Source organism: Streptomyces sp. SDT5-1 (assembly GCF_052245995.1).
Taxonomy (GTDB): Bacteria; Actinomycetota; Actinomycetes; order Streptomycetales; family Streptomycetaceae; genus Streptomyces.
Map to the genome: position 1 here is coordinate 133,624 of NZ_JBQQCQ010000002.1, position 23,728 is coordinate 157,351.

Sequence of the window (23,728 nt, forward strand, 5' to 3'; positions counted from 1 at the left end):
GATCCAGGTGAACGCAGAGCAGGCGATGACCGAGCCGTACGCCGACATGTGGGGGTCGTCCGAGCCCCCGCCCCGTAAGAAGCGGCCCCCGAACCCGCGGCGAACCAGCCTCGAGCGCAACTGGGCATGTCTCGCCAAGGACAACGCGTGCGCCGAGCACGACACCGCACTCAAGGACGGCCTCGGGCACGACGACGAGGGCCACCGCATCGCCCGCCGCCTCATCGCGAGCGGCGTCACCACACCTGCCCAGCTGCGCACGCTCTCCCCGGCCGACATCCTCGACGTGCGCGGCCTCGGAAACAGTGCACTCAAGCGCATCACCCAGCAAGGGCTCCTCGGCGAGCAGTTCCAAACGCGGCCCGGCCGCCGCACCCTCATCCACTTCGGGCACCAGAAGGCGCGGCTCGACCTCGGCGAGGCCCAGCGCCTGACCGCGCTCATCGACTTCGCACGCGATCAGGACTGGGACGTCGTCGCCATGTCCGTCAACAGCGGAGCCCCCGGCGCCGGCCAATGGCGCAAGGCCTGCGAGGAACTCGCCAGTGGCACCCTGGACCACGTCGTGTACTGGGACAAGGAAGCCGGACAACCGGCGGCACTGCACGCGGCCGACGACGCCTAGAGCGAGGCGCCGAGACGGCCGCCCTTGCGAGGCCCCGCCCGCAAGGACGGCCGTCGCCCTGCGCAAGCCTCCTCCCGAACACCAGCTGCTCGAGAGCGCCGCCACCAGCTCAGCCCGCCCCACGGGTACCTCGCCCGCCACCCGGATGTCAGTGCCGCCTGCGACGATGAACGGATGCCGCAGAAAGGCCCAACTGGGCTTACCCACAACGGACATGTGACAGGACCAGACCGTTACGCGACCGGTGCCACCACAGGGGCAGGGGGTTGGAGTTGAGCACACGGGCCGAGATAGCAGCGGAGTACGTGCAGCTGCAGCGCACCGTGAAGGACCGTCATGCCGACCTCGCCGGGCACACGGTGGGCGACGAGGAGTTCGCCAGCCGCTATGGGGCCCTCCTGGAGGCGACGGACGCGCTCTTGGAGTCCGAGCGGACGCTGCCGTCGCGGCTCGCCGAGCCGGACCGTCAGTTGAGTGAGCGCATCGTGCGCTGCTCGTGGCTCGGGCAGGTCGCCGTCGCCATCGTGCTCGCCGTGCTGGTGTTCGCCCTGGACCGCTCGGCGTGGTGGCTCGTGGTCCTGGTGCCCCACACCATCGCCCTGCTCGCCTTCTCCTTCCAGAAGGTGACCGAGAAGAACCACCGCTTCTACCGGCACCTGACCATCGGCCTGCACATGGAATGCGTCCTGGTCGCGCTCATCGTGCTCAGCGTGATCTCTGCCTGGTTCCTGGTCCTGGCAATCTTCGGATGGCTCGTCCTCGGAGTCTCGGCGAGCGAGGGCCCGAGTGAGCCGGCGCAGAAGGGACGCACCCTGTGATCGACGACCACGACTACAGGATCCGGGACCTGGACAGCCGTACCGACGCCCTGGACAGCGACCTGAAGGAGGTCCAGCGGAAACTCGGATACGTCGATGACGTGGAGGGCGACCTGCGGCGCGTCCGCAGCGACATCTCCGACGTCGACGACCGGGTCGACGAACTCCGCGACAGCCTCACCGACCTGGAACGGGACAGCGAGCGCGCCGTGGACAAGCTCGTACTCCGCGTCCAACACCTCGAGGCACAACTGGCCGCCGCCGACGACGCGATCCCGCGGGCCGACTTCGACACCTTCCCCGCTTCCTGGACCAAGCTCGGTGAACTCGCCGGCCGCGCCCGCGAGGCCCGCGCCGTGCTGCTGTCCGAGGGCGCCCGAGGCCTGCGCCACTCCCACATCAACTCATACCGCAAGGCCGTAGCACGGCGCGACGCGATGTACGGCAACGTCATCGCCGCCGCCCACACCCTGGCCACCACCCCCTTCGGGGACGCCAAGCACACCGAGGCCGCCCAGACCTTCAACTCAGCCCGGCATCAGGCCGAACAGTGCGCCAAGCAGGCCAACGCCTACGCCGCCGACGCCCGCGAGGCACAAGCCGCACTCGACGAGGACCGCGAAACCCGCCACCGGGACGCCAAGCTGCTCGCCGAAGGCGCACGAGCCCAAGAGAAACTGAACCTGCACCTGCGCACCCGCATCTCGGAAGCAGTCAGCGCCCGCGCCCTGCTGCCGGTGTGGTTCACGACCGCCCTCGGCCCGACCGCCCCCACCTCAAAAACCGAGGACTGGCTGGAGACCGCGACCGACGTCCTGGCCTACCGCACCACCTACAAGGTCACCGACCAGGTCCTGGCGCTCGGAGCCGAGCCCGAGGACCACGCACCCGGACGCGCCAGGTGGCACACCGCCATCACCAACGCACTGCGACGCTTCTGAGGAGACGCACCGCCCAGCGTCCTCGGGGGAGCACGGGACCGAGGTGCTGGGCGGGCCTGATCGGCGGACAATGGAGGCACGGGTTCTGTGCTCGTGGAAGAAGATCCCGATGTCCAGGTGCCTCCTTGGTGGCAGCGCTGCCGTCCTCATGCTTGTGCTGGGCGGCGCCGCAGTCTCCTGCAGCGACGACGGTGACAGCGCCGCACAGTCCGAGCAGAGCACGAAGGAGAAGCAGGACGAGAAGTTCCTCTCGATCGTGCACGAGAACCATGTCCTGTCCGTGAAGTCGGACAAAGAACTCGCGCGGCTGGCCCGCGACGAGGTCTGCACCAACGCGGCCGGCTTCCTGACCACCACACCAGAACTCGCGACGGCCTCGGTCCAGAACAGCGACAGCTCGCTGGACGACCGCGAAGCCGGCGTCGTCCTCGAAGCCGCGGTCAAGGTGTACTGCCCCGACCAGGCCCCCGACTCGTGACTGCCGCCCGCGCGCCCACCGCCACGAGCACGGCCGTGGTCGTACGGCCTTGCTCAGCGCCGCGCCGGGGCGATCGAGAGGCGAGCGCCCTCAGCCGGTCCTAGGCTGAAGGTCTCGGGGCAGTCTCGGAGGTGTCGTATGCCCCGCCCCGTCTGGTCCGGCGCGATCTCGTTTGGCCTGGTCACGATCCCGATCAAGGTAGCCACCGCGACCGAGGACCACAGCATCCGCTTCCACCAGTACCACCTGGAAGACATGGGCCGGGTCCGCACCCGCAAGATCTGCGAGACCGAGGGCCGCGAGGTGTCGGGCGATGAAATCGGCAAGGGCTACGAGGTCAGCAGAGACACGATCGTGGCCGTCTCCGACGAGGAACTGCGGGAGATCCCGCTCCCGACGGCCAAAGCGATCGAGATCGTGGCCTTCGTTCCGTACGAGTCCGTCGACGTGATCAGAATTGCCGACGGCTATTACCTGGAAGCAGACGGCCAGGTCGCGGCCAAGCCGTACGCACTCCTCCGCCAGGCCCTGGCCCGGAACTCCAGGGCAGCCATCGCCAAGTTCGCGTGGCACGGCCGGGAGCGTCTCGGACTGCTGCGCGTGGTCGACGGGGCCATCGCGCTGCATGCCATGAAATGGCCCGACGAGGTCCGCTCCCCGCACTCCCTTGCCCCGCGGGAGGTCGACGTCACGAACAAGGAGATCGACGAGGCGCTCGTGCTCATCGACTCCATGACCTACGACGGGCCGATCCGCGAAGCCGAGTGGGCCACCGACCGCTACACGGCCGCCCTCGAGGACGTCATCCACGCCAAGGTCGACGGGAAGAAGCCCCCACAGCCCCAGACGGGAGAGGAGCCGACCGGGCAGGTCGTCGACCTCATGTCCGCGCTGGAACAGTCCGTGCAGCGCGCCAAGCAGTCCCGCACGGACGGCGCTGACGCGGACGTGCACGAGCTGAAGCCGAAGAAGAAGGCCGCCAAGAAGGCCCCGGCGAAGAAGGCCACCACCTCGAGCACCAAGAAGACCGCCAGCATGAAGACGGCCTCGAAGAAGTCCCGGTCCGCCTGACCGCGCAGCTGCCCGGCGGGTCACCTCAGGCGCATCACCGTCACCGTGGAGTGCCGTGTGGTGCCACTCTCGACCTCGGCGACCAAACCCGGCCCGATCGCCGCGTACGGCTCCCCGTCGTCGGTCCGAGCCGACGCTGCTCCCGGGCCCGATCCTGCGATGTGCTCGGCGGCTTCGGCCGAGACGCCCGCCGAGACAGGCCGGGACAAGACGCACCGCCCGTCCGGCAGCCGCAGCGCCAGCCGGCGCGGCCGCCCCGGCGGACCGACGTAGCCGACGACGGCGACGTCCACGCTCTCGCTGTGGCGGATCTTCTTCCACGAGCGGTTGGCCCGATAGGGGCTGTCGGCCCGCTTGGCGACGATCCCCTCGATGCCCTGGGCGGTCAGCGTCTCGTACCAGACGCGGGCCACGTTCACGTCGTCCGTGGCGGGCACCGGCTGCAGCGGCGGACCGAGCGGCTCCAGCACGTCGAGAAGCGCCGCCCGGCGCTCCGTGTACGGGCGGCCACGCAGATCCTGACCACCGAGCATCAGGCAGTCGAATGCCGCGAAACTGGCGGGCCACTGCTGCATGAGACCGGCCAGGCGCCGCCCGCGCGCCGAGCTCCGCGAACGCACCGCCCCGAAGTCGACACGGCCGGCCCGCCAGATCACCAGCTCGCCGTCGAGGACGGTGTCGCGGGGGAGTGCCATGGCGGGCGCGGCGATGTCGAGCCACTGCTCGGTGGCATCCCGGCCCGCCCGGGTCTGGATGCGGACGGCGTCCCGCCGCCACACAACGCCCCTGTCGCCGTCGAACTTGGGCTCGTACCACCAGCCGTCGCCCTCCGGCAGGACGGCGACGGACTCGGCGAGCGCGACAGCGACGGGATAGTCCACGGCGCCACCCTGCGACCAAACACGCCCCCGCGCCCGGTGGGCTACTCCACCGCGCACGGTGCGGGCCCGCCAGACCGGGATCACTCACCGATCGGATTAATCTTCCTGACATGGCAGACGATTCCGACTACGAGTTTCCGCAGGACCTGCTGACCGCCCAGCGCGAGCTCACCGAAGCGGTGGCCGAGCGTGACGCCTTCGCCCAGACGCTCCCCTGGTCGCTCACCAAGGCCGAAGCGATCCCGAGGTCCGGGTACACGAATTTCGAGCGTCCCGAGGTACCGGAGGACACCGACGAGGAGACCCTCGCCCGGTACGCCGCGCTCCGCGCCCGTGTCGTGGAGCTCAGTGAGTTCATCATCTGTCATCGGTACTGGGCGGAGCTCGATGGCTCGGACGCCGTGCGGGCGCGCTCCCGGCTCAAGCACCACCCGGACGCCCAGCCGAGTCGAAGCGGGCAGGAGCACGAGCTGGCCAGCGAGCAGGAGCAGGACGCCGCGCAGGCGGCGTAGCGCGAGCGACTACTCGCTGTCCTGGCTCTCGGCTGGAGGCGGCCACTGGTCGATGGGCCAGGCCTCGTTCTGATCGTCGTAGGCCGCCAGCTCGACCGAGGCATTCGGGGTCTCCGCCAGCTGGTGGGCCCGCACGTATCCAGCGAATTTTCCGGCCGCCACGTCGGGGTCGTCCCACCAGCCGTGCAGGACGACCTTGCTGTTCACGGCGAGGGTCACGCGGAAGCGCCCAGGCGGTGGCGCGCCACTCATCTCGGCTCCTTGGGGCGCGGGGCAGTGGAGGCAGGGCGCACGACGTGGGCCCCGAAGCGCGCCCGTGCGAGGTCCGTCACCGCTTCGAGCCGCCGGGCTCGTTCGTCGGTGCCATTGTCGAAGAGCATCTGGTGGTGTGTCTGGGTGTCGGGCGCGAGCGCGTCGGCGCGCAGCACGATGGCCCGCACGCGGGCCCGCTGCAACCCGAGCGTCTCGTACAGGGCTGTCGCGAGGGCGTTCACGGCCGGGGTGTGCTGGCTCGGCTCGGGCAGTTGCCGGCTGCGGGTGGATTCGCTGCGGTCGGCGTAGCGGATGGCCAGTGTCACGCCTCTGCAGACCTCACCGTTCGCGCGCAGCCGGGAGCCGAGTTCGTCGGCCAGGCCCAGCAGCGCGGCGCGGTGGGCCTGGGGATCCAGTTCGTCGCGCGGGAAGAATGCCTGGGCGCTGGTGGAGCGGACCAGCGCGGTGCGCTGCACGGGGCGCGGATCGTGGCCGGCCGCACGGGCCGACAGTTCACGAGCGGCGTGCGCGCCGAGGATCCGGCTCAGGGCGCTGGAGGGTGCGTCGGCGAGCTGTCCGATGTTCGTGACGCCGTAGCGGTTGAGGACCTGCGCGGTGCGCGACCCGATGCCGGGCAGGGCGGTGAGTGGCTGAGGGCGCAGGAACCGCTCCACCGCCGCATCGTCGGGTGCCACGACCGTGATGCGTCCGTGCGGCGTGAGGGCCGCCGCCATCGCCGCGATCATGGGGGAGCGGCCGCCGCCCACCGCGCAGGGGGCGCCGTAGAGCGCTATGGCCCGCAGCTGCAGGATCGAGGCGAGCTCGTACGGGGTGCGGTCGAAATGCCGCAGCGCGCCGCTGATGTCCAGGTCGACGCTGTGGTCAGTGGGGAGCGGCTGGTGGATCGGGGTGATGTCCTCCACGAGGCCGAGCAGCAGCTCGAACGCCTTGTCCGGCTCCTGGTGGCCGGTGAGGTCGAATCGGATCCGCAGCACACTGCGATCAGGCCGTGCCCCGCCCGCGGCCGGAGGTGTCGGGGCGGTCATCCGGCGCTCCCGGGGGAGCGGTGGCCCAGGCGGCGCAGGTCGGCGGAGCGGCTGCCGGCGGGCTGAAGGTCGGCCCAGGCGTGCAGCTCGGCGCCCGCGGTCCCGTCGGCGAGCGTGCGCTGCCCGGCCGGCGTGCGGACGGTGTCTGGCTGCGCGGGCGTGGCGGCCGGTGCCGTACGCCCCAGGAGTTCGAGCGCGGCTTGCGGGCCGTGGTCGCGACGCGCGGCCGCGACCTCCTCCAGGTCCCAAACGCACTCGCCGACCACCGTTCTCCGCGCGCGATGTCCCTCGCTGGGCCGGTCCACGCCGCGGCGCTCGACGACGCCGCGTACGAGGAGGAGGCCCGAGTGGAAGATCGTGTGCGCGACCTGGTCGTGACTGTCCTCAAAGAACGCCAAATCCACGAGCCCAGATCCATCTTCCAGCGTCACGAAGATCACCCGCTTCCCGGACGGGATGGGCGGCGTCTGGGTGGATGCGCGCACGCCTGCCACCAAAACCTTCTGCCCGGGATGAAGGTTGGCCAGGTGGGCGGCGTCCGTCGCGCCGAGCTCGCGCAGCAGTCGGTGATGGTGCTCCATCAGATGTGCGGACACGTCGATCGACAGCACGTCCAGCTCGGCGCTCATGCGCTCGCGCCCCGTCATCTCCCTGAGGCCGGACGGCTCGGCGGTCACCAGGTCGCCGTCGAGCGCGAGCTGCCCGTCGGTGGTCTGCCGATTGCGGCCGTGCCGGTGCAGCTCGGTCGCCTGCAACAGCAGATCCCGCCGCGTCAGCGCGCCCTTGATCGCGTCGAGCGCGCCGATCTGGATCAGCCGCTCGGCGATCGGCAGCGAGGGTCTGGCGCGCTGCCACAGGTCCTGCAGAGAGGTGTAGGGCTGGTGCGCGGCGATCCGTGCCGCTTCCTCGGCGCTCATGCCCTTGACCGTCGACAGGGACAGCCGCACCCCCGGCCCGTCGGGAGTGGATTCGACGCGGTGCTCGGTGTGCGAGCGGGAGACATCGACGGGCAGGACGGGAACGCCGTGGCGGCGGGCGTCGGCGACGATCACGCGCTGCGGCCACATCCCGGGGTCATGCTCCAGGAGCCCGGCGTACAGGGCGGCCGGATGGTGCGCTTTGAGCCAGGCTGACTGCACAGCGGGCACGGCGAACGCGACCGCGTGCGCACGGCAGAACCCGTACGCACCGAACTCCTTGATCACGTCCCAGACTTCGTCGATGACCTCGCGTGTGTAGCCGCGTGTGGCGGCTGCGTTCCTGAACCAGTCGCCGACGCCGGGCAACCGCTCAGGATCGGCGAGGGCGCGGCGGGCGACGTCGCCCGCGGCACGGTCGCAGCCGGTCATGGTCGCCAGGATCGCGATGATCTGCTCGTGCCAGATCACCACGCCGTTGGTGTCGTCCAGGACGGGCACGAGGTCGGGGTGCGGGTAGTGCGGGGCGGCGCCGTGCCGTGCCGCAATGAAGCGGGCGGGCATGCCGCCCTTCACCGGGCCGGGCCGGAAGAGCGAGATGTCGGCGATGACGTCCTGCATGTGGCGCGGCTGCAGGCGGCCCACCAGGTCCATCTGGCCCGGCGACTCGATCTGGAAGCAGCCGATCGTGTCGCTCTTCCTGATCATCTGGAAGGTCCGCTCGTCGCCGAGATCGACGTGGTCGGGGTTGTCGAGGTCGAGCAGCCGGCCGGTCGTGCGGTGCACTTCCTTCACCGCGTGGGCCATCGCGGACTGCATCCGCACGCCGAGCACATCAAGCTTCAGGAGGCCAAGATCCTCCACCTCCTCCTTTGCGGCCTGCAACATCGGGAAGTCGCCGCCCGGTGTCGGTTGTACCGGTACACGATCAAGGAGGCTGGCGTTGGAGAGGATGACGCCACAGGGGTGCATGGCGTACCCCCGTACGAGCGCGTCCAGGCCCTCGGCGAGCTCGAACAGCGTCCCGAACTCCTCTGAGCGTTCGGAGAGTTGCCGCAGTTCGGGCAGCTCGGCAAGCGCGGATCGGATGTCGCAGGCGCGGATGTGCGGAAAGGATTTGGCGATCCGGTCCACCTCGGCCGGCTCGATCCCGAGAGCCAGGCCGGTGTCGCGCAGAGCGTGCCGGGCGCGGTACGTCTCGGGCATGCCGGTGACCGCGACCCGCTCGTTGCCGAACCTCTCGAAAATCCGGTCGTAGACTTCCAGGCGTCGCGCGGACTCCACGTCGAGGTCGATGTCCGGCAGCGACGTACGCCGTTCCGACAAAAACCTCTCAAAAAGCAACCTGTGGGACAGGGGATTCGCAGTAGCGACAAAGAGGGCGAAATTGACCATCGAGCCGGCGCCGGAGCCGCGGGCGGCAACCCGGATGCCCATCGCGCGGGTGTCGGCGACGACCTGCGCCACCGCAAGGAAGTACCCCTCGTATCCGAGCCTTCCGATCACGTCGAGCTCGTAGTCCAGCTGGCGCACCGCGTCGGGATCCCGATCGAGGCCGCGGGCGTGCATGCCGTCCGCACACCGCTGACGCAGCAGCCGCATCGCGCCGCCACGCTGCGGGTCGGCCCCGACCACGTGCGGCTCGGGGAAGTGCGCCCTCCCCATCCCCAGATCGGCCGGGGTGAGCGTGCAGGACGCGGCCGTGCCCTCGGTCTCGGCCAGCAGCGCAGCCGCCCGCTCGGAGCCGTGCCCCGCCGCCTCCGCGATCTTGGCGGCGATCGCAGCCATCTGCTCCGGGCCCTTCAACCAACGCTCGCCGCGATCCAGCGAGCGACGGTCGATCGGGCGCAGCAACCGGGCCGCATCCAGCACGTCAGCGAGCCGGTGCTGGGCAGGGTCGGCGTAGCGCACCGCGCCGGACAGCACGACCGGAACGCCGAGCTGGTCCCCGAGCTGCACCGTGCGCGCGGCCAGCCGCAGCGATCCTGCCCCGGTACCGGACAGGCCCGAGTAGACGCTCTCCAGGCGCAGTCCCGGCCCGGCGACGGCCTGCCACGGGCCCAGCAGCTGCTCGGCGAGATCCGGGCGCCCCCGCATGAGGGCGGCCGCTGGCTCGGAGGACGGCCCGAGCAGGACCACCAGGCCGTCACCGAGGTGTTCCTCGAGCACGGGCCACGCCGCCACCGGTACTCCGTCGACCGGATGGGCGTGCGCGGCCGACACGATCCGGCACAGCCTCGCCCACCCCCGCGCATCCTGCGCCAGGAGCGTGATCCGCCAGCGCGCCTCGGTCACGTGCGCGCCGCCGCGGGCCGGGGTGCGAGGCCGCTCGGCCCGCTCGGGCGCGACGGCGGGGGCGACCGCGAGGTCGACACCGAACACGGGCCGCACCCCGGCCGCGAGCGCGGCCTTGGCGAAGCGCACGGTGCCGGCAACGGTGTCCCGGTCGGTCAGCGCGAGCGTACCGATGCCGCGCTCGGCGGCCCGCCGCACGAGGTCGTGGGGGAGCGAGGCGCCATAGCGCGCCGAGTACCCCGAGGCCACGTGCAGGTGGGGGATCCCGGAGGCTGCCACGTTCCACCTCCGATCACTCGCGCTCCGAACGAACAAGCCATGTGACTTGATCTGCCACCAATGTACTCGAACAGAATTCGAACACGACGACGCTTCAGCCTCTCGTGTCGCCGCAGAAGCAACTTACTTTGAGGTCTATACATAGTTCCCAAAGTCGCTATAGTTCTGGTGCAGCAGAAGGAACTGCTTCTATGTGGGGGATCACATGAAGATCACTGTGTTTCAGTTCGAGGGAACACCCTCGGAGTTGGACGAGTCCGACACTCTGCGCGGGCTCGTAGCGCAAAGCGGCGCAGCTCGTGTCGTACACACGTCGCCTCCGGCGACGGACGAACGGATCCCCGGAGTCCCGGACGAGGGACAGGAAACGGTCCAGGCCCTGGTGAGGCGGAGTCCGGCACCGGAGCTGTTCACCCGCTTCCTCGCCCGCACGACGGCATGGGAGGGCGTCTCGGCCCGCGGCATCAGCCGCAAGCACGCGCCGGAAGGGGCCCCGCTCGACTACAGCCGCTACCTGCGGCTTCGCAAGGAAGGCAGCCGCCTGGGCGGATTCGCCTACGTCTACGCCGAGCGCAGCAGCATCAACCTCCGGCTCCATCACTCCATGGCCGAGCTACGCGAGCTCGGAGTAACCTCCGCCCGCGTCCTGTCCACGGGGCACCCGAAGTACCGCGTCAGCGTCGATCTCACCGACGAGACGAGCCTCGAGGACGCGCTCACTCTCGCCGAGGCCGCCTACAGGGCCACGTGAGACCACCCGAGCCGTCGGCCGTGAGCGAGCCCAGGAACGCTCCCGGCCGGTGCCGCACGGCACCTGCGAACCGCAGGTGCCCGCCGTGATCCCGCTGCTGCTGTCTCAGATCCGGGCTCTGGCGCACGCCCCGGACGCGGCTGTCGACGGTGCCCTGGCCGCTGCCCCCAAGTAGAACGTGCGGGCAGCCGCCACGGCCGCCGGGAGCGACGGAGAAGCTCGCCGCCGAGCAGCAGCGCGGGGCGGCAGTGTGTGCTCCCCGCAGGAGGTGCCCCGCCCGTGTGTCCGGGCTCGGGTGAGGTGGGATGTGACGCTCACGCCGGATCCTCGGGAGACCAAGCAGTGCACAGTGCCGTTCCTGCGGTGCGATCGCGGAGGGGCGGGGTTGGGCGATGGGCCCGCCCCTCCGCGATGTCGGGCTCCGACCACCGCTCTGGCCTGCCCCGCATGCAGCAGGAAGGCGCTGTACTCGGCACCACTGGCGCAGCCAAAAGGGACACCTGTAGGGCCGTCAGTGAGCCGGGATACGGTGTGCTTCCGGAAAGCAAGGAGGGCCGCCATGGGGGCTACGAAGCGGAGCGCGGGGCGTCCGGCCGGCACCCTGACCCAGCCGAACGGGCTGACCGAACGCCAGGAGGCCATCGTGCGCGCGGTCCAGGCCAGCATCCGCGAGCGAGGCTATCCGCCCTCCATGCGGGAGATCGGCGCGGCGACGGGGCTGTCCAGCACCTCCTCGGTCTCGCACCAGATCAGATCGCTGGTCAAGAAGAGTGTTTTGCGCAAAGACCCGCACACCCCCCGCGCCTACTCCCTGACTCCGAGCGCGGCAGCGGCCCTGGAGTCCACAGACTGGGCCTTCCCCGATCAGGACGATGAAGCAGACGCGGTGCGCGCGCCGCTCGTGGGCCGGATCGCGGCGGGCGTCCCCATCACGGCGGAGCAGCACGTCGACGGCAGCGTCATGGTGCCGAGGCAGATGACCGGCGGCGGTAGCGTCTTCGCACTCACCGTTCAGGGCGACTCGATGATCGGGGCCCACATCGTCGAGGGCGACACGGTGATCGTGAGGTCCCAGCCCGACGCGCAGTCCGGGGAGGTAGTCGCAGCGATGATCGACGGCGAGGCCACGATCAAGCGGTTCAAGCGCGACGGCCAGGGCGGCGGCGAGGTCTGGCTTCTACCCGAGAACCCTGCCTACGCACCGATCGACGCCTCGAACGCGACGATCCTGGGGAAGGTCGTAACGGTCCTGCGCAGCCTCTGACGGCCGTCAGTCTGGGCCCTCCCGCTCACCGGACTCTAGGCACGGTCACTACTCCGGCTCGCTCGGCCTCCTGGTTCCTCGACGGCACACCGGCAGGCCATGCTCAGCGGCTGTACTCGCGCCGGGCCGTGGCCAGACCCTCGGCAGGGCTGCGCGGCGGTGGCCCGGGGAAGACGGGGATGGGAAGTGGGGGCGCGGCAGCCAGCCACCGGCAAGCGCGTCGTCCCCGGCCACGTCGACCACTTCTGTCGCGGGCCGTGTGGTTGAATCCGAGGTCGTGGCCCGGTGGGGGCCCTGCCCTGTGCTCGACCCGACATCGAGTACGTCGTGGAGAAGCCAACTCGGCTGGCACCGCTGCATGGTCCGCGTGTTTCGACGGCTCGAGCCGCGCACGCTGTGTCGGGACAGCTCCGCGGCTGAGGGGCTCCGAGACATGAAGTCACACGCCATCGAACGCCGCGCCCAGCTTCTGCGCCTGTACACCGGAATGCCCTGGCAATCCGCCCGGCTCAGGGTCGAGGCCGCGAGCCCTGGCTCCCTGCTGATTGCGCAACCCGACGTCGACCAACTTCTGCTTGAGGCACGAGTGATGGCGGCCCTGGCCTGGCGGCAGATTGGCACCGTGCACCCGTGGGGCATCAAGTACGTCGACCCCTACCCGGACCGTCTCCTGATCCGCATCGAGCCTGCGGCCATCGCGCAGCGCGCTTCGGACTGGCCGCCGGCACTGGACCTGGCGGAAGCGCTGCTGCCGCGCGCCGACGAGCACGGCGAACTCCTGGGGGTGCCCGGAGTCCGTACGCGCATCGAGGACGAGCAGGTGGTCCTCCATGTGGCTGGCACATCCGCATCAATCACGCTGCTCGGCGTCGAACCTGCAGAGTGGCTGCACGCAGTGGACGTCCAGGACCAGGAGTGGGCCGCCGACGGCATGACGGCGTGTCACCGGCACTCGTCGACGCGATGGCATCCCCTCGAGCGCCCCTACCGCCGAGGCCCGGCCGCGTCGGCCTGGCTGACCAGCGGGCTGCTGCGCCGCGTCGGCCTGATCCGCACTCTGGGAGTACCGCTGGGCGTGACCGGCTGGCTCGCAGGCCACAAACGGAGCGGCGGTGAGCACTGGGTCATCGACCCCGAGTTCGCGGAGGGGCACGGCGCCGCCGGCCATCGCAGGTTGATGGCCCTGCTGTCAGCGCCCGGCTGGGGTCTGCCCCTTGACCCGGTCGACGAGCACTGCCTGTGCCACCTGCCTCCGGGAGTCAGTGATCAGTGCACGACGACTTCTGCCGGCCGGGCCGATCGCCCCGGAGTGCTGGAGGTGCGCGCGATTCATCGTCGTGGTGACCGTCTGAACTGGATTCAGCGGCACCGGCCGGAGCGCTACGAAGCTCAGCACAAGCTCACGCTCACGGTGCCCGCCTGGGTCGATCCATGGCTCGAACGCAATGGATCGCTCGTTCCTGACGGACCTTCCGCCACACGTTCGTGATGGTCAGTGGGCACGAGTTCAAGATCACCGCCGTTTAAGGGCGGCACCCGGCCCGATCGCGCCCCAATGGAGCCAACACTCCAATGGGCCCGATCTCTACGAGTGGCCGCTCATCGCCTGCGCCCGGCTCGTCGAGCCGGGCGCAGGCGGTTGCGCGCAGCCGTGCAGCGGCCTCGGGTTCGACTACGCCCGTCCTTCGGGAAGTTCGCCCCCACGGTCTCGCGCCATGTCCTGCAGTCGGTCCACGACCGCTCGGCAGTCGCCAAGCGCACGGTGGTTGCCGCCGTAGAGCCGCTGCCAGGCGTAACCGCCCCAGTAGTCGCTCCATTCGCCCGCCCACTCCGAGTAGGGGAGCATCACGTCCTCGAACCGCACCTGGTCGAGCCACTCCTGGGCAGCGGCCTGCGGGTCTGGGTGCTCGGCCTGGCGGTAGTGGAGGACGAGTTCGTGGCGCAGCCGGGCCACGTCGTAGGACTTGTTGTAGATAAGGCAACGCCTCCCTACGAGCGCCGTGGAGAGCTGCTCCAGGAGGCGGGGGAACGATGCCGCGGCGGCGACGTCGCGGTCGCCGAGCCCGTGGATGGCAGTTGCTTCGTCGGGGATCGGCTCGCCCGGGTTCACCAGAGCATCCACCACAACGTCGCCGCTGACGGCGAGGACGGCTATGTCCACGATCCGGGCCTCGGCGTGCAGCCCGGTGGTCTCCGTGTCGAGGATGACCGCGTCCTGGTCGGCCAGCACAGTGCGCGCCCAGTCGGTGAGCGCAGCGATCCTGCGCTCACGCGCCCGCTGCGCCCTCTCGTGCTCCTCGCGGGCAGCCGCGAGCCGCTCGGCGCGCTGCTGCTCGTCGCGCTCGGCACACGGCGGGCACCAGCGGGGCGAGAACCAGCGGCCAGCGGCCTGTGCCGCAGTGATCTCCTCCTCGGTGGCCGTCTGCTCGGTGCAGCCTGGTCCCGGGCACGTACGCAGCTCCGCGGCCTGCCGCTCCAGCGTGACCTGGCGGCGCAGCATCCGCGCGAGCCAGCACGGAATGCAGTCGGACCTGCGGCCGCCGGGCAGCGACGAGTGGGGGAGAGGCTGCAGGGAGATGCGGCGGCACGCGCGGCAGGTGCGCCGCTGAAGGTCCACGCGCTCCTGGTAGGCCCTGTCACGGCACTCCTGACAGGACGCCCCGGCGATCACATAGCCGCGCACCTCTTCGCACTCGGGGCAGGTCCGCCGGGCCTGCATGGCCCGCCGCTGCTGCCCCGACAAGGGCCGCATCTTCGCGGCCTGTGCCGGGTCGTAGAGCGGGAACTTGCCCCAGCCGTGGCCGCGCCGGTACGCGCGCAGGAAGCCGAGTGGCCGCTGCCCCGTGGCGGGCTTGAGCCGGTCCGCCCGCAACTGGGTCTTCGTACGCAGTCCCTCGGGGACCTGATCGCGGTCGTACACGGGCAGATCGCTGACGTCGGCTGCGACGGCTGCGGTCGTGGGCACGGGGACCTCCTGGCGGTGCGAATGCGTCCACGAACCAGTGCAGCGCACGCCACTGACAATCCCGCGGGCGTGGTGCTCCGAGAGCAAGGGGAGTGCACCGGCTGACGCGCCCTCGGCGAGGTGGCGAGCGCCCCCGAACTCATGCCGATGCCACTACAAGACACAGCGGGCTGGACGACACTGGAGGTGTGCCCGGCGGGGAGGGGGTTGTGAGCCCGTGACGAGCTCCGCCGGGCACTGAGCTTTTGCCGGGCACTGAGCTTTTTAGGCGGTTGCCTGGCCGTGGGCGTCGATGGGCGGGGGCAGGGCCCGCAGTCGCTCGGTGAGGTCGCCGGCGCTGGCGTGCTGCTGGCCGGTGAGGCGGTCGTTGAGGACGGCCAGCCGGGAGCGGGCGGTCGCGCGCAGCCGGGCGGCGGGCACGGTGTCGAGGACGTGGTGGGCGCGCTGGGCGGCGTCCTGCGGCGCGGCCGATGCTTCGGCCTGGGCGAGGACGAGGGAGGCGGCCGCCCATGCGGGGGTGCCGTCGGTGGTGGTCGTCAGCGAGGTCTCGGCGCAGGTGCGGGCGTGCTCGGTGCGGCCGAGCGTGAGGTAGGCGTCGGCCTGGTGCAGGGCGAGTTCGGCCGCGTCGAAGCCGAACCGGCCCGGTGCCTCGGGGTGGGCGGCCTGGTCGAGCTCGTCGCGGGCCGCGTTCAGGGCGTGGTCGGCGTCGGCGCCGCGGTCGGCGGCGGCCAGGGCGGGCACCAGGGCCCACGCGGCGAGTTGGGCGTGGACGCGGCCCTCGGGCGCGATGGCGAGACCGTGCTCGGCGTGCGCGAGCGCGGCCGAGAGCTGCCCGATGGAACGGGCGACCATGCTCTGCGCGCCGCACGCCCACGCCTCGAGGCGCCGGTCTCCGGTGCGGGCCCCGTACGCGGCGGCGGTGGCGAGGTGCACCCGGGCGCCGGTGGGGTCGTCGAGGTGGTGGGCGAGGTTGCCGAGCAGGGCGCTCAGCCAGCCGACCTGGCGGCGCACCCCGTCGGTTTCGTCTCCCGCGTCGAGGGCGGGGGTGAGCAGCCTGCGCACGTCGCGGACCTGTTCGAACAGCAGGTGGGGCGGGTGTTTGCTGTAGTTGAGGGCGTAGTGCTCCACGGCGGCCTCGGCGAGGTCCACGACCAGGGGAGAGGCCTCGGGGCTGGCGAGGAGAGCCAGCTGGAGGCTCTCGCGCACCGCTGGAAGGCCCGCGTCCGTCGTCATCCGCATCGGCTCCAATTCGTGCGGGCCGTGCCCGTCATCGGCGGCGGTGTGGTCCTGACCGTACCGGAGAGAGGCGCCCGCGTAGGGATCCCTCTGCAGCCCGAGTTGGATCGGGCGGGCGCCGTAGGCGCGCGACAGCATCACGGTGTACTCGGCGTCCGGCCACTGGGCAGGGTGGTGCTCCCACCGGCACAGCATCGACGCCGACAGCCCGCGGGGGCGCAGGCCGGCCGCCCGGTAGTGGATGGCCACCTGGCTGATCGCCTCGGCGCGCGACCAGCCCAGGGCCAGCCGCCAGGCTTCCAGGGCGGTCAGTTCGGGCAGCGCGGTGCGCAGCTCGGTGACGGTCCGCTCGGTGGTGCGCTGCTCGCGCTGGCAGCGCATCCGGATGTCGCGGGCGATCCGGCTGATCTCGGCACGGCGGGAGCGGGTGACGGTCGCGGTCATGATCCCCCCGAACTGGGACGGTGCAGGCCTTCGGGATGGCCTCCCACGGTAGTGGCTTGCACCCGCCTGTGAGGGCCGCCGGTATTGCGGGCAACCCGCAATGCCCCCGTGCCCGACGGGCAATGACGCGCCGTCATCCGAGCGCGAGGGTGGGTGGTGCGGCCAGCTCCCCGGTCGCATCGTCCAGCAAGGAGGCACTCATGCCGAACCAGACAGCCCAGACGCCCGGCCTGGTGCGCGGCCGCCGCGCGATCCAGGCGGCCCGCTCCCGCGGCGCCACCCCCTCGGACGGCGGCGGCACCGGCCGGAGCGACGGCAACGACTGACCGGGCGGAGAGCGAACAGCGATGACGCGCACGCGTATCGCGGAGCGTGTGGGCCAGGACCAGTTCCTGGCCCACACGCTGCACCGCGACTTCCGACACGTCCCCGGCGCCTTCTCCCCGCGTGAGCTGCGCGCCCTGATCACCTTCGACGACCTGAACGAGATCCTGGCCCGCCACCGCCTGCAGCCGCCGCGTCTGCGGCTCGCCAAGGACGGCGAGACGCTGCCGCTGGGCCGCTACGCGGAACCGGTGACGACCCGGCGGGCAACGGTGTGGCACCGCGTTCACCCCGCCGACCTGCACGAGCACCTCGCAGACGGCGCCTCCCTGGTCCTGGACCAGATCGACCACCTCCACGCACCGGTCGGCGACCTCGCCGCCGAACTGGAGGGCTGGCTGCGCAACTCGGTGCAGGTCAACGCCTACGCCGCCTGGACGGCCACCGAAGGGTTCGGCACCCACTGGGACGACCACGACGTGATGGTCGTACAGGTGGAAGGCGCGAAACGGTGGCGGATCTTCGGACCGACCCGGCGGGTGCCGCTGCACCGCGACGTCGCCGAGCCGGAGCCCCCGCCCACCGAACCGCTCGCCGAGCTCGTGATGCAGCCCGGCGACCTCCTGTACCTGCCGCGCGGCTGGTGGCACGCCGTCACCGCCGACCAGGGCACCCACTCCCTGCACCTGACGTGCGGCATCACCCCGCCGCACACCGGGGCCCGGCTGCTGACGTGGCTCGCCGAACAGCTCCTGGCCACCGACGCGTTCCGCCTCGACCTGCCGGTGCACGCCGATCCCGACACCCAGGCGCAGGCCCTGGCCGTGCTCGCCAAGGAAGTGGCGGCCGCGATGGCCGACCCGTCGCTGATCGACCGGTACGCGGCCGCCCAGGACGCCGCCGACCTCGGCCGCATGCGCCCCTCCCTGCCGCACCTGCGCGAGGTGCCCGCCGACCCGGCCCTGCGGGTACGGCTGACCACCGGCCGCGGCCGCCTGACGGCCGTGACCGTAGACGGCGAGGCGCTGGTGCGGCTGCGCGGCGCCGGGCAGGAAGTCGACGCCGCGCCCGCCGCCCGCCCGCTCCTCGAAGCCCTGCTGGAGCCGGGATGGCACCGCCTCGGGGACCTCGCCGCCACCTGCGGGGTGAGCGTCCCGGACGCGGCCGCGCTCGTCACCGAGCTCGTCACGGCGCAACTCGCCGCCGTCGACGGGACGCCGCGGTGACCGCCACGCTCGCGCTCGGCTGCTACCGGCTGCCGCCCGCCGCGCTGCCCCACGCGGCGCGGCGGGCCGCGGCCTCGCCGGCCGCGTGGGTGGACACGGCCCCCAACTACCGCTGCGGCCAGCGGACGTTGGCGCCGCTGCTCGCCGACCTACCGCGCCTGCGGGTCGGCACGAAGGCGGGGTTCCTGACCACCGCGACCGCGCGCGCCGCCCACGCGGCCGGTGTCGTCCCCTCCCCGCACGTGCGGCACTGCATCGCCGCCCCGTACGTCGCCTGGCAGCTCGAGCGCAACCGGGCCGAGCTCGGGCGCGAGCGGCTGGACGCCCTGTTCCTGCACAATCCCGAGCAGCACCAGGGGCTGGCCGAGCTGCACGCTGTGCTGCGCGAGTCGTTCGCCGTACTGGAGGAGGCCGTCCACGCCGGGCATCTGGCCTGCTACGGGGTGGCCGCCTGGGACGGCTTCGCCGACGGCGCGTTCAGCATCGAGCGCCTGGACCACCTCGCCGCCGAGGCCGCCGGCACCCGCGAGCACCATCTGCGTGCGGTGCAGCTGCCGGTCAGCCTGGTCATGGACCACTACCTCGGCCAGGCCCTGCGCGGCCGCGGCCCGATCCCCGAAGCCGCCGCGCGGGGGTGGCGGGTGCAGGCCTCCGCCCCGCTGCACGGCGGCGAACTGACCACGATGCCCCTCGAGGACATCGCCGCACGTCTCAGGCCCGGAGCCACCATCGCCTCCGCCTGCCTGGCCGCGGCCGCTTCGTGCCCGGGAGTGGACAACGTCCTCATGTCGACGGCGAATCCGGCACACTGGTCCGACGCCCTCGCCGCCGTGAGCGAGCCGGTCCCCGCCCCCGTACTGCAGGAGGTCCTCGATGTACTCGCCTCCCCCCTCTGACGCCGACACCCGGCGGATGACGGCCACGCACGACAGCGCGGCCGCCGCGCTCGGCGTCACCACCTCCGGGCCGCTGGTGTGGGGCTGGCACGGCCGCACCCTGTCGAGGGCCGCGCAGCACCCCGACCACGGAGCCTGCTGGCTGCGCATGCTGTCCGTCCCCGAGGACAAGGCGGGCGGCAAGCTGTGGGAGGGCCCCGAGCAGGCCGCGCACGCGTTCCCCACCGTGCCCAAACCGGCCCTGCACGCCGTCCACGACATCGTCAAGGACGACTTCGCCTACCGCTGCGAACTGTCCGAGTACGTCAGCGAACCGGTCCTCGCCCCGGACCCGGTCCTGCACCAGGACCTCGACGTCACCGACGCCTGGTACTCCGGCATGCGCACGGCGCTCGACACGATCGCGGGCACCGAGACCGACCGCGTCGCGGTCCGCCAGCAGTGGATCGACCGGGCCGTGCCCCAGTTCACCGGACTGCCCGCGCCCCGCATCGAATGGGCCTGCGCGCACGGCGACTTCCACGCGGCCAACCTCACCGCGAGCGGCCTCATCCTCGACTGGGAGGGCTGGGGAATGGCGCCGCGCGGCTTCGACGCCGCCAACCTGTACGTAATGGCGCTCCTCGTCCCCGACACGGCCCAGCGGATCCGCCGCGAGCTGGCCAGCCACCTTCAGGGCGAGAGCGGCCGGGCGGCGCTGCTGGTGGTCTGCGCGCAGCTGCTGCAGATGGTCTCGCGCGGCGACCTCCTCGACCTGGAGCCCCACCTGCGGGCCCTGGTCGACGAGTTGACGTAGCACTCCGCTGCCCGGCCGCGGGGGCGGCCCTGATGGCGCAGGCGCTCAGCAGACGCGCACAGCCTGCCCCTGCCCGAGCGCCTCCGTGGCAGGCATCCCCTCAGGGGCCGCACTGACCTCTGCGCTGGCAGCCGCGAGGGACATCCCGCCGGTGCGAAGCGCCCGCAGCACCCGGCCCGGGATGGCAGCGGCTCCAGGGCGCTCCTCCGGCGCCACGGCAACCTTGAGTACGACTTCATCGCCGCACAGCCACGTCTCCACATCCCAGACCTGGCGCAGCCCCGCGCGCTCCAGCACCTCGCGCACGTCGCGCAGAACCGTCTGCCTGCCGGACATCGTTCGCTCCCCACGTGACCGCGACCGCTCGGCCGGACGCCCCGCACCGAGCCCGCTGCCGACCCTAGGGCAGGCGACTCACCCGTACTGGCGACTCCGGTCAACAAGTGACGACGTTCGAACAATTAGAGACGGTCGCTCAATGTGAGATAATGCTTGCATGCCCGAACTGGACGACGAAGAGCGCGAACTCGCCGCAGCAGTCGCAGAACTGCACGCGGCGGAAGAACGCGTAGCCGACGCCCTGCGCACCTACCTGGCGCGCGACCCGGTGACCGGACGCCCCGTCTACGGACGCATCGGCCGCGCCGCACACATCACCGGCTGGGGCGAGCAGCGCGTCAAGGAGATCGTCACCCCGGAACTCGCCGACCGGCGCCGCGCCAAGCGCAACGGTAAGACGGCGGGCCGCCGGTCATGAGCGGCCACGACTTCGACGCCATCGACTCGCTGCTCGCCTCCGTCGCCCCCGAGGCCGACCTGCCCGAGCCCGACCGGCGGCGCGAGCTGCGCGAGTCGGCCCGCCTCTCCAAGGCCCAGGTGGCACGGGCCCTCGGCGTGAACCCCTCCACGCTCGCCGCGTGGGAAGCCGGGCGCGACCCGGCGGGGGAGATCCGCGCCAAGTACGCGTACTTCCTCGACGGCCTGGCCGCGAAGCTCGCCCCCGAACAGTCCCCGGCCGCGCCGGAGCCGGACCCCGAGCCGGAAGCAGACCCGGAGCCCGCGGGCGCACAGGCGGCCGCGAGCGAGGACGGCGACGACGTCGAGACCCTGACCGCCCCCGAGCCGTGCGTGCTGTGCGGAGCACCAGCAGGGCAACGGGTCGCCGGTTTCCCCCAGCACCTCGACCCGGCCGACTGCCGCACCACCCCCGCCGCACCGACCGACCCCGCCGAGCCGCAGCCCGAGCAGCAGGCGCCCAAGCCCGACGCGAACTCCCGCACGTCGGCGCCCGCTCCGCGCGGCGCAGCCCGCGCGCAGAAGACGGGGAAGCCGCCGCGGGGGCGCGCCTTCCAGCCGAAGTCCGAGCCCGTCGACTTCATCGCCCGCTCCGTGGAAGCCGCGCTCGCCGCGCACGCCGGCGACGTGGAGGCGGCGACGGCCGCGCTGGTGAAGAAGGCGATCCCGGACGCGATGGCGCTGCTGGACGAGACCCGCAAGGGCGGCCGCTACGACGTGATCGCGCACCCGTGGCTGCCCGACATCCTCAAGAAGTCGTCCAAGCAGGGCGCCGACCAGATCTGGGAGGCCCGCCCCAAGTGGACCCGGGCCGAACTGCCGCCCGGCGTACACGAGGTGACCGCCCTCGACATGAACGCGGCCTACCTGTCCGCGCTCAAGACCCACCTGCCGATCGGACAGCTGGAGCACTCCACCGGCTTCGACCACGACCGGCGCCGCGCCGGGGTCCACCTGATCACCCCGCCGCACTGGGACCACGGCGATGTCCTGCCGAACCCGATCGGCCAGCGCGACGAGCCGGGCCCGCTGTGGGTCACCGAACCCACCCTGCGGCTCCTGCAGCGCCTGTCCGGACCCAAGTACGCGCTGTGCGAGCCGCCCGAGATCCACGAGTCGTACACCTCCGGCGCCACGGAGAACCTCCTCGAGAAGTTCCGCACCGCCCTCAAGGACGCCCGGGAGACCGCGCTCGCCGAGGACGACGAGGTGACCCTGGAGTACGTGAAGGCCATGTACTCCAAGTTCGTCTCGACGATGGGCGAGTCCAACTACAACCGCGAGCTGTACCGTCCGGACTGGATGCACCTCATCCGCTCGCAGGCCTTCGCCAACCTCTGGATGAAGGCCCTCAAGGCCCACGAGGAAGGCCTCACCGTGGTCCGCGCCATGGGCACCGACGAGCTCCACGTCATCGGCGACTGGCGCAGCGTCTTCCCCGAGGGACGCGGCGTGACCGAGGTCAAGACGAAGGACATCTACACGGCAGGCACCGCGCAGGCGGGGGAGGAGGAGTAAGTGCCCGGAAGGAATCTGCAGTTCGGCGTGTTCGGCGCCCAGGGCCTCAAGGGCTACGAGGCTGCCGCCCGCCAGCTCGACCAGCTCGCCGGCTTCATCGCCACCCCGGTCACCCAGCGCCGCGGCATGATGGCCCGCCTCAACTACCTGACCCGCACCGAGCACGCGAAGGCCGCCGCCCGCCAGGCGGGCCTCACCGTCTCCGACCGCACCCTCAAGCGCTGGGCCGACGGCAAGGCCACCCCCTCGAAGAAGAGCCTCGCCCAGCTCGACGCCGCCTACCGGCAGGTGCGCCGCAACAACGTCGCCCGCCACCTGTTGCAGCGCCTCAACAAGCAGGGCCGCGGCACCCGCGTGGAGTTCCATCCCCTCAACCAGTCCCAGGTCGAGCGGCCCCGCCACCGCGACGTCGGCTTCCGGACGCTGAACGTGCGCAACTGGGACCGCATGGTCGACGCCTGGGCCGCCGGGGACGACGAGGCCATGGACGCGGAGTGGTTCGAGACCATCACGGCCGACCTCGGCTCCGAGTACGGCGCCTACGAGTACGTCATGAACATCGGCTTCGCGGCGTAGGACCGCCACACCTCGCCTTACCAGCGGGTAAGTACGTGTCAGAATAGGCAAAGAGCTCCGCCGTGCATCCCCCGTCGCGGCGGAGCTCTTCCCGTATCGGAGCGTTGGCGCTACAGCGGCCGCCCCGCGGGCCCGCTGTCGTGGGGCTCGTCGCCGGCCGGGCCGATGGGCAGCCCGGCCCACGAGATGACCCGCCACGGGCCGTCGTCGAGTTCGGCGATGGCCATGCCGGTGTTGTCGAGTTCGCGCTCCGCCATGTCCCGCGCAGTGAGGTTGGCGGCGCGGCAGGCCAGCCAGATACGGATCGAGATGCCGTGGCTGACCATGGCGACCGTGTCCGCTCCGCTGCGTACCGCCTCGTCGACGACGTCGTCGAAACGCTGGAGCACCTCCTGGCCGCTCTCGCCACCGGGCACGCGGGTGGTCGGGTCGGAGGGCCAGCCGAAGACCAGGTTCAGGAAGGCCGTGTGGGAAGCGCGGTCGCTGGCACCCTCCCAATGCCCGGCCGAGACTTCCCGGATCCCGCCGCGGACGTTCACGGCCAGGCCGCGCTCGGCGGCCAGCGGGGCCGCGGTGAGCTCGGTGCGCCGGTGGGTCGAGGCATAGATCGCGTCGAGCTTCTCGTCGGCGAGGGCAGCGGGAAGGGCTTCGGCCTGGCGCTGTCCGAGCGCGGTCAGCTCGGGGCCGGGGATCACGGTGTTCATGGTGTAGGCGACGTTGGCGGTGGTCTGGGCGTGCCGTATCAGGATCAGACGCATGGGGACATGCTCGGCCCTGCTCACGGATTCGGGCAGAGGGCCTTCCTGGCCTGCGGGCCAGGGG

At 71.6% G+C, this 23,728-nt stretch carries 24 protein-coding genes; 16 read left to right on the forward strand and 8 right to left on the reverse strand.

The genetic code is table 11. The features are described from left to right. The first annotated feature begins 7 nt into the window (after positions 1–7). The 5 genes from ACTWJ8_RS40505 to ku all read left to right on the forward strand — a co-directional run bounded on the left by ACTWJ8_RS40505 (position 8) and on the right by ku (position 3,933). The gene (locus ACTWJ8_RS40505; protein ID WP_443265437.1) at positions 8–625 is read left to right on the forward strand and encodes a helix-hairpin-helix domain-containing protein; all 618 of its coding nucleotides are present in this window, start codon (positions 8–10) and stop codon (positions 623–625) included. Positions 626–897: 272 nt separating this feature from the next. After that, on the forward strand, positions 898–1,443 hold the full coding sequence (locus tag ACTWJ8_RS40510; RefSeq protein WP_443265439.1) for a hypothetical protein: 546 nt from the start codon (positions 898–900) through the stop codon (positions 1,441–1,443). Further along, a complete protein-coding gene (locus ACTWJ8_RS40515) occupies positions 1,440–2,384 on the forward strand; it encodes a hypothetical protein (RefSeq protein ID WP_443265440.1) in 945 nt (314 codons plus the stop codon). Before ACTWJ8_RS40510 ends, ACTWJ8_RS40515 begins: the two co-directional genes overlap by 4 nt. Positions 2,385–2,493: 109 nt before the next feature. After that, the gene (locus tag ACTWJ8_RS40520) at positions 2,494–2,862 is read left to right on the forward strand and encodes a DUF732 domain-containing protein (protein WP_443265442.1); all 369 of its coding nucleotides are present in this window, start codon (positions 2,494–2,496) and stop codon (positions 2,860–2,862) included. Positions 2,863–3,000: 138 nt separating this feature from the next. After that, the gene (gene ku / locus ACTWJ8_RS40525; RefSeq protein ID WP_443265444.1) at positions 3,001–3,933 is read left to right on the forward strand and encodes a non-homologous end joining protein Ku; all 933 of its coding nucleotides are present in this window, start codon (positions 3,001–3,003) and stop codon (positions 3,931–3,933) included. Positions 3,934–3,953: 20 nt separating this feature from the next. Here ku and ACTWJ8_RS40530 read toward each other — a convergent pair whose 3' ends face one another. Next, positions 3,954–4,814: an ATP-dependent DNA ligase gene (locus tag ACTWJ8_RS40530; RefSeq protein WP_443265446.1), complete on the reverse strand. Its 861-nt coding sequence runs from the start codon at positions 4,812–4,814 to the stop codon at positions 3,954–3,956. Between the two features lie 110 nt (positions 4,815–4,924). Between ACTWJ8_RS40530 and ACTWJ8_RS40535 the strand changes: the two genes are divergently transcribed. Then, positions 4,925–5,326 carry a hypothetical protein gene (locus ACTWJ8_RS40535; RefSeq protein WP_443265447.1) on the forward strand — a complete coding sequence of 134 codons (402 nt, stop codon included), beginning with the start codon at positions 4,925–4,927 and terminating at the stop codon, positions 5,324–5,326. Positions 5,327–5,335: 9 nt separating this feature from the next. Here the strand turns inward: ACTWJ8_RS40535 and ACTWJ8_RS40540 are convergent, their stop codons facing one another. Genes ACTWJ8_RS40540 through ACTWJ8_RS40550 form a run of 3 tightly spaced genes read right to left on the reverse strand, consistent with a single transcriptional unit; the run spans position 5,336 to position 10,115 of the window. Then, the gene (locus tag ACTWJ8_RS40540) at positions 5,336–5,578 is read right to left on the reverse strand and encodes a hypothetical protein (RefSeq protein WP_443265449.1); all 243 of its coding nucleotides are present in this window, start codon (positions 5,576–5,578) and stop codon (positions 5,336–5,338) included. Next, the gene (locus ACTWJ8_RS40545) at positions 5,575–6,624 is read right to left on the reverse strand and encodes a DNA polymerase Y family protein (RefSeq protein ID WP_443265451.1); all 1,050 of its coding nucleotides are present in this window, start codon (positions 6,622–6,624) and stop codon (positions 5,575–5,577) included. Before ACTWJ8_RS40545 ends, ACTWJ8_RS40540 begins: the two co-directional genes overlap by 4 nt. Then, on the reverse strand, positions 6,621–10,115 hold the full coding sequence (locus ACTWJ8_RS40550) for a DNA polymerase III subunit alpha (RefSeq protein ID WP_443265452.1): 3,495 nt from the start codon (positions 10,113–10,115) through the stop codon (positions 6,621–6,623). The genes ACTWJ8_RS40545 and ACTWJ8_RS40550 overlap by 4 nt, the downstream gene beginning before the upstream one ends. A gap of 382 nt (positions 10,116–10,497) precedes the next feature. On the opposite strand from ACTWJ8_RS40550, the gene ACTWJ8_RS40555 reads away from it, so the two are divergent. From ACTWJ8_RS40555 to ACTWJ8_RS40565, 3 genes are all read left to right on the forward strand, one after another. After that, a complete protein-coding gene (locus ACTWJ8_RS40555; RefSeq protein WP_443265454.1) occupies positions 10,498–10,866 on the forward strand; it encodes a hypothetical protein in 369 nt (122 codons plus the stop codon). A gap of 559 nt (positions 10,867–11,425) precedes the next feature. Continuing rightward, positions 11,426–12,130, forward strand: a complete 705-nt coding sequence (gene lexA / locus ACTWJ8_RS40560) for a transcriptional repressor LexA (protein ID WP_443265455.1) — start codon at positions 11,426–11,428, stop codon at positions 12,128–12,130. A 433-nt stretch (positions 12,131–12,563) separates the two neighbouring features. Next, positions 12,564–13,619, forward strand: coding sequence for a hypothetical protein (locus ACTWJ8_RS40565; RefSeq protein ID WP_443265457.1), 1,056 nt, complete (start codon positions 12,564–12,566; stop codon positions 13,617–13,619). A gap of 183 nt (positions 13,620–13,802) precedes the next feature. Here the strand turns inward: ACTWJ8_RS40565 and ACTWJ8_RS40570 are convergent, their stop codons facing one another. Both ACTWJ8_RS40570 and ACTWJ8_RS40575 read right to left on the reverse strand, forming a co-directional pair. After that, positions 13,803–15,095: an exonuclease domain-containing protein gene (locus ACTWJ8_RS40570; RefSeq protein ID WP_443265459.1), complete on the reverse strand. Its 1,293-nt coding sequence runs from the start codon at positions 15,093–15,095 to the stop codon at positions 13,803–13,805. A gap of 264 nt (positions 15,096–15,359) precedes the next feature. Continuing rightward, positions 15,360–16,775: a Twin-arginine translocation pathway signal gene (locus ACTWJ8_RS40575; protein ID WP_443265460.1), complete on the reverse strand. Its 1,416-nt coding sequence runs from the start codon at positions 16,773–16,775 to the stop codon at positions 15,360–15,362. Between the two features lie 200 nt (positions 16,776–16,975). Between ACTWJ8_RS40575 and ACTWJ8_RS40580 the strand changes: the two genes are divergently transcribed. Genes ACTWJ8_RS40580 through ACTWJ8_RS40595 form a run of 4 tightly spaced genes read left to right on the forward strand, consistent with a single transcriptional unit; the run spans position 16,976 to position 20,017 of the window. Beyond that, positions 16,976–17,101 carry a hypothetical protein gene (locus ACTWJ8_RS40580; protein WP_443265462.1) on the forward strand — a complete coding sequence of 42 codons (126 nt, stop codon included), beginning with the start codon at positions 16,976–16,978 and terminating at the stop codon, positions 17,099–17,101. Positions 17,102–17,122: 21 nt separating this feature from the next. Beyond that, entirely contained in the window at positions 17,123–18,325 is a 1,203-nt protein-coding gene (locus tag ACTWJ8_RS40585) for a cupin domain-containing protein (protein ID WP_443265463.1), read from the forward strand. After that, positions 18,322–19,221, forward strand: a complete 900-nt coding sequence (locus ACTWJ8_RS40590; protein WP_443265465.1) for an aldo/keto reductase — start codon at positions 18,322–18,324, stop codon at positions 19,219–19,221. Before ACTWJ8_RS40585 ends, ACTWJ8_RS40590 begins: the two co-directional genes overlap by 4 nt. Next, positions 19,199–20,017: a hypothetical protein gene (locus ACTWJ8_RS40595; protein WP_443265466.1), complete on the forward strand. Its 819-nt coding sequence runs from the start codon at positions 19,199–19,201 to the stop codon at positions 20,015–20,017. Before ACTWJ8_RS40590 ends, ACTWJ8_RS40595 begins: the two co-directional genes overlap by 23 nt. A gap of 45 nt (positions 20,018–20,062) precedes the next feature. Here ACTWJ8_RS40595 and ACTWJ8_RS40600 read toward each other — a convergent pair whose 3' ends face one another. Beyond that, the gene (locus ACTWJ8_RS40600; protein WP_443265467.1) at positions 20,063–20,353 is read right to left on the reverse strand and encodes a hypothetical protein; all 291 of its coding nucleotides are present in this window, start codon (positions 20,351–20,353) and stop codon (positions 20,063–20,065) included. A gap of 160 nt (positions 20,354–20,513) precedes the next feature. Between ACTWJ8_RS40600 and ACTWJ8_RS40605 the strand changes: the two genes are divergently transcribed. From ACTWJ8_RS40605 to ACTWJ8_RS40615, 3 genes are read left to right on the forward strand one after another with little or no spacing between them, the layout of a single operon-like run. Then, positions 20,514–20,774 (forward strand): hypothetical protein, encoded by a 261-nt coding sequence (locus ACTWJ8_RS40605; RefSeq protein WP_443265468.1) that lies wholly within the window; start codon positions 20,514–20,516, stop codon positions 20,772–20,774. Then, positions 20,771–22,330, forward strand: coding sequence for a helix-turn-helix domain-containing protein (locus ACTWJ8_RS40610; RefSeq protein WP_443265470.1), 1,560 nt, complete (start codon positions 20,771–20,773; stop codon positions 22,328–22,330). Before ACTWJ8_RS40605 ends, ACTWJ8_RS40610 begins: the two co-directional genes overlap by 4 nt. Further along, a complete protein-coding gene (locus tag ACTWJ8_RS40615; protein WP_443265471.1) occupies positions 22,331–22,906 on the forward strand; it encodes a transcriptional regulator in 576 nt (191 codons plus the stop codon). It abuts the gene before it with no gap. Between the two features lie 110 nt (positions 22,907–23,016). On the opposite strand, the gene ACTWJ8_RS40620 is transcribed toward ACTWJ8_RS40615, so the two are convergent. Continuing rightward, the gene (locus ACTWJ8_RS40620) at positions 23,017–23,664 is read right to left on the reverse strand and encodes a histidine phosphatase family protein (protein ID WP_443265473.1); all 648 of its coding nucleotides are present in this window, start codon (positions 23,662–23,664) and stop codon (positions 23,017–23,019) included. Positions 23,665–23,728: the final 64 nt, after the last annotated feature.

Bases quoted from the DNA above. Each gene is read 5' to 3' on its own strand.
- ACTWJ8_RS40535 (WP_443265447.1), top strand. From the start codon at position 4,925: ATGGCAGACGATTCCGACTACGAGTTTCCGCAGGACCTGCTGACCGCC.
- ACTWJ8_RS40595 (WP_443265466.1), top strand. From the start codon at position 19,199: ATGTACTCGCCTCCCCCCTCTGACGCCGACACCCGGCGGATGACGGCC.
- ACTWJ8_RS40600 (WP_443265467.1), bottom strand. From the start codon at position 20,353: ATGTCCGGCAGGCAGACGGTTCTGCGCGACGTGCGCGAGGTGCTGGAG.
- ACTWJ8_RS40585 (WP_443265463.1), top strand. From the start codon at position 17,123: ATGACGCGCACGCGTATCGCGGAGCGTGTGGGCCAGGACCAGTTCCTG.
- lexA (WP_443265455.1), top strand. From the start codon at position 11,426: ATGGGGGCTACGAAGCGGAGCGCGGGGCGTCCGGCCGGCACCCTGACC.
- ACTWJ8_RS40605 (WP_443265468.1), top strand. From the start codon at position 20,514: ATGCCCGAACTGGACGACGAAGAGCGCGAACTCGCCGCAGCAGTCGCA.
- ACTWJ8_RS40565 (WP_443265457.1), top strand. From the start codon at position 12,564: ATGAAGTCACACGCCATCGAACGCCGCGCCCAGCTTCTGCGCCTGTAC.
- ACTWJ8_RS40545 (WP_443265451.1), bottom strand. From the start codon at position 6,624: ATGACCGCCCCGACACCTCCGGCCGCGGGCGGGGCACGGCCTGATCGC.
- ACTWJ8_RS40580 (WP_443265462.1), top strand. From the start codon at position 16,976: ATGCCGAACCAGACAGCCCAGACGCCCGGCCTGGTGCGCGGCCGCCGC.
- ACTWJ8_RS40610 (WP_443265470.1), top strand. From the start codon at position 20,771: ATGAGCGGCCACGACTTCGACGCCATCGACTCGCTGCTCGCCTCCGTC.
- ACTWJ8_RS40620 (WP_443265473.1), bottom strand. From the start codon at position 23,664: ATGCGTCTGATCCTGATACGGCACGCCCAGACCACCGCCAACGTCGCC.
- ACTWJ8_RS40540 (WP_443265449.1), bottom strand. From the start codon at position 5,578: ATGAGTGGCGCGCCACCGCCTGGGCGCTTCCGCGTGACCCTCGCCGTG.
- ku (WP_443265444.1), top strand. From the start codon at position 3,001: ATGCCCCGCCCCGTCTGGTCCGGCGCGATCTCGTTTGGCCTGGTCACG.
- ACTWJ8_RS40520 (WP_443265442.1), top strand. From the start codon at position 2,494: ATGTCCAGGTGCCTCCTTGGTGGCAGCGCTGCCGTCCTCATGCTTGTG.
- ACTWJ8_RS40575 (WP_443265460.1), bottom strand. From the start codon at position 16,775: ATGACCGCGACCGTCACCCGCTCCCGCCGTGCCGAGATCAGCCGGATC.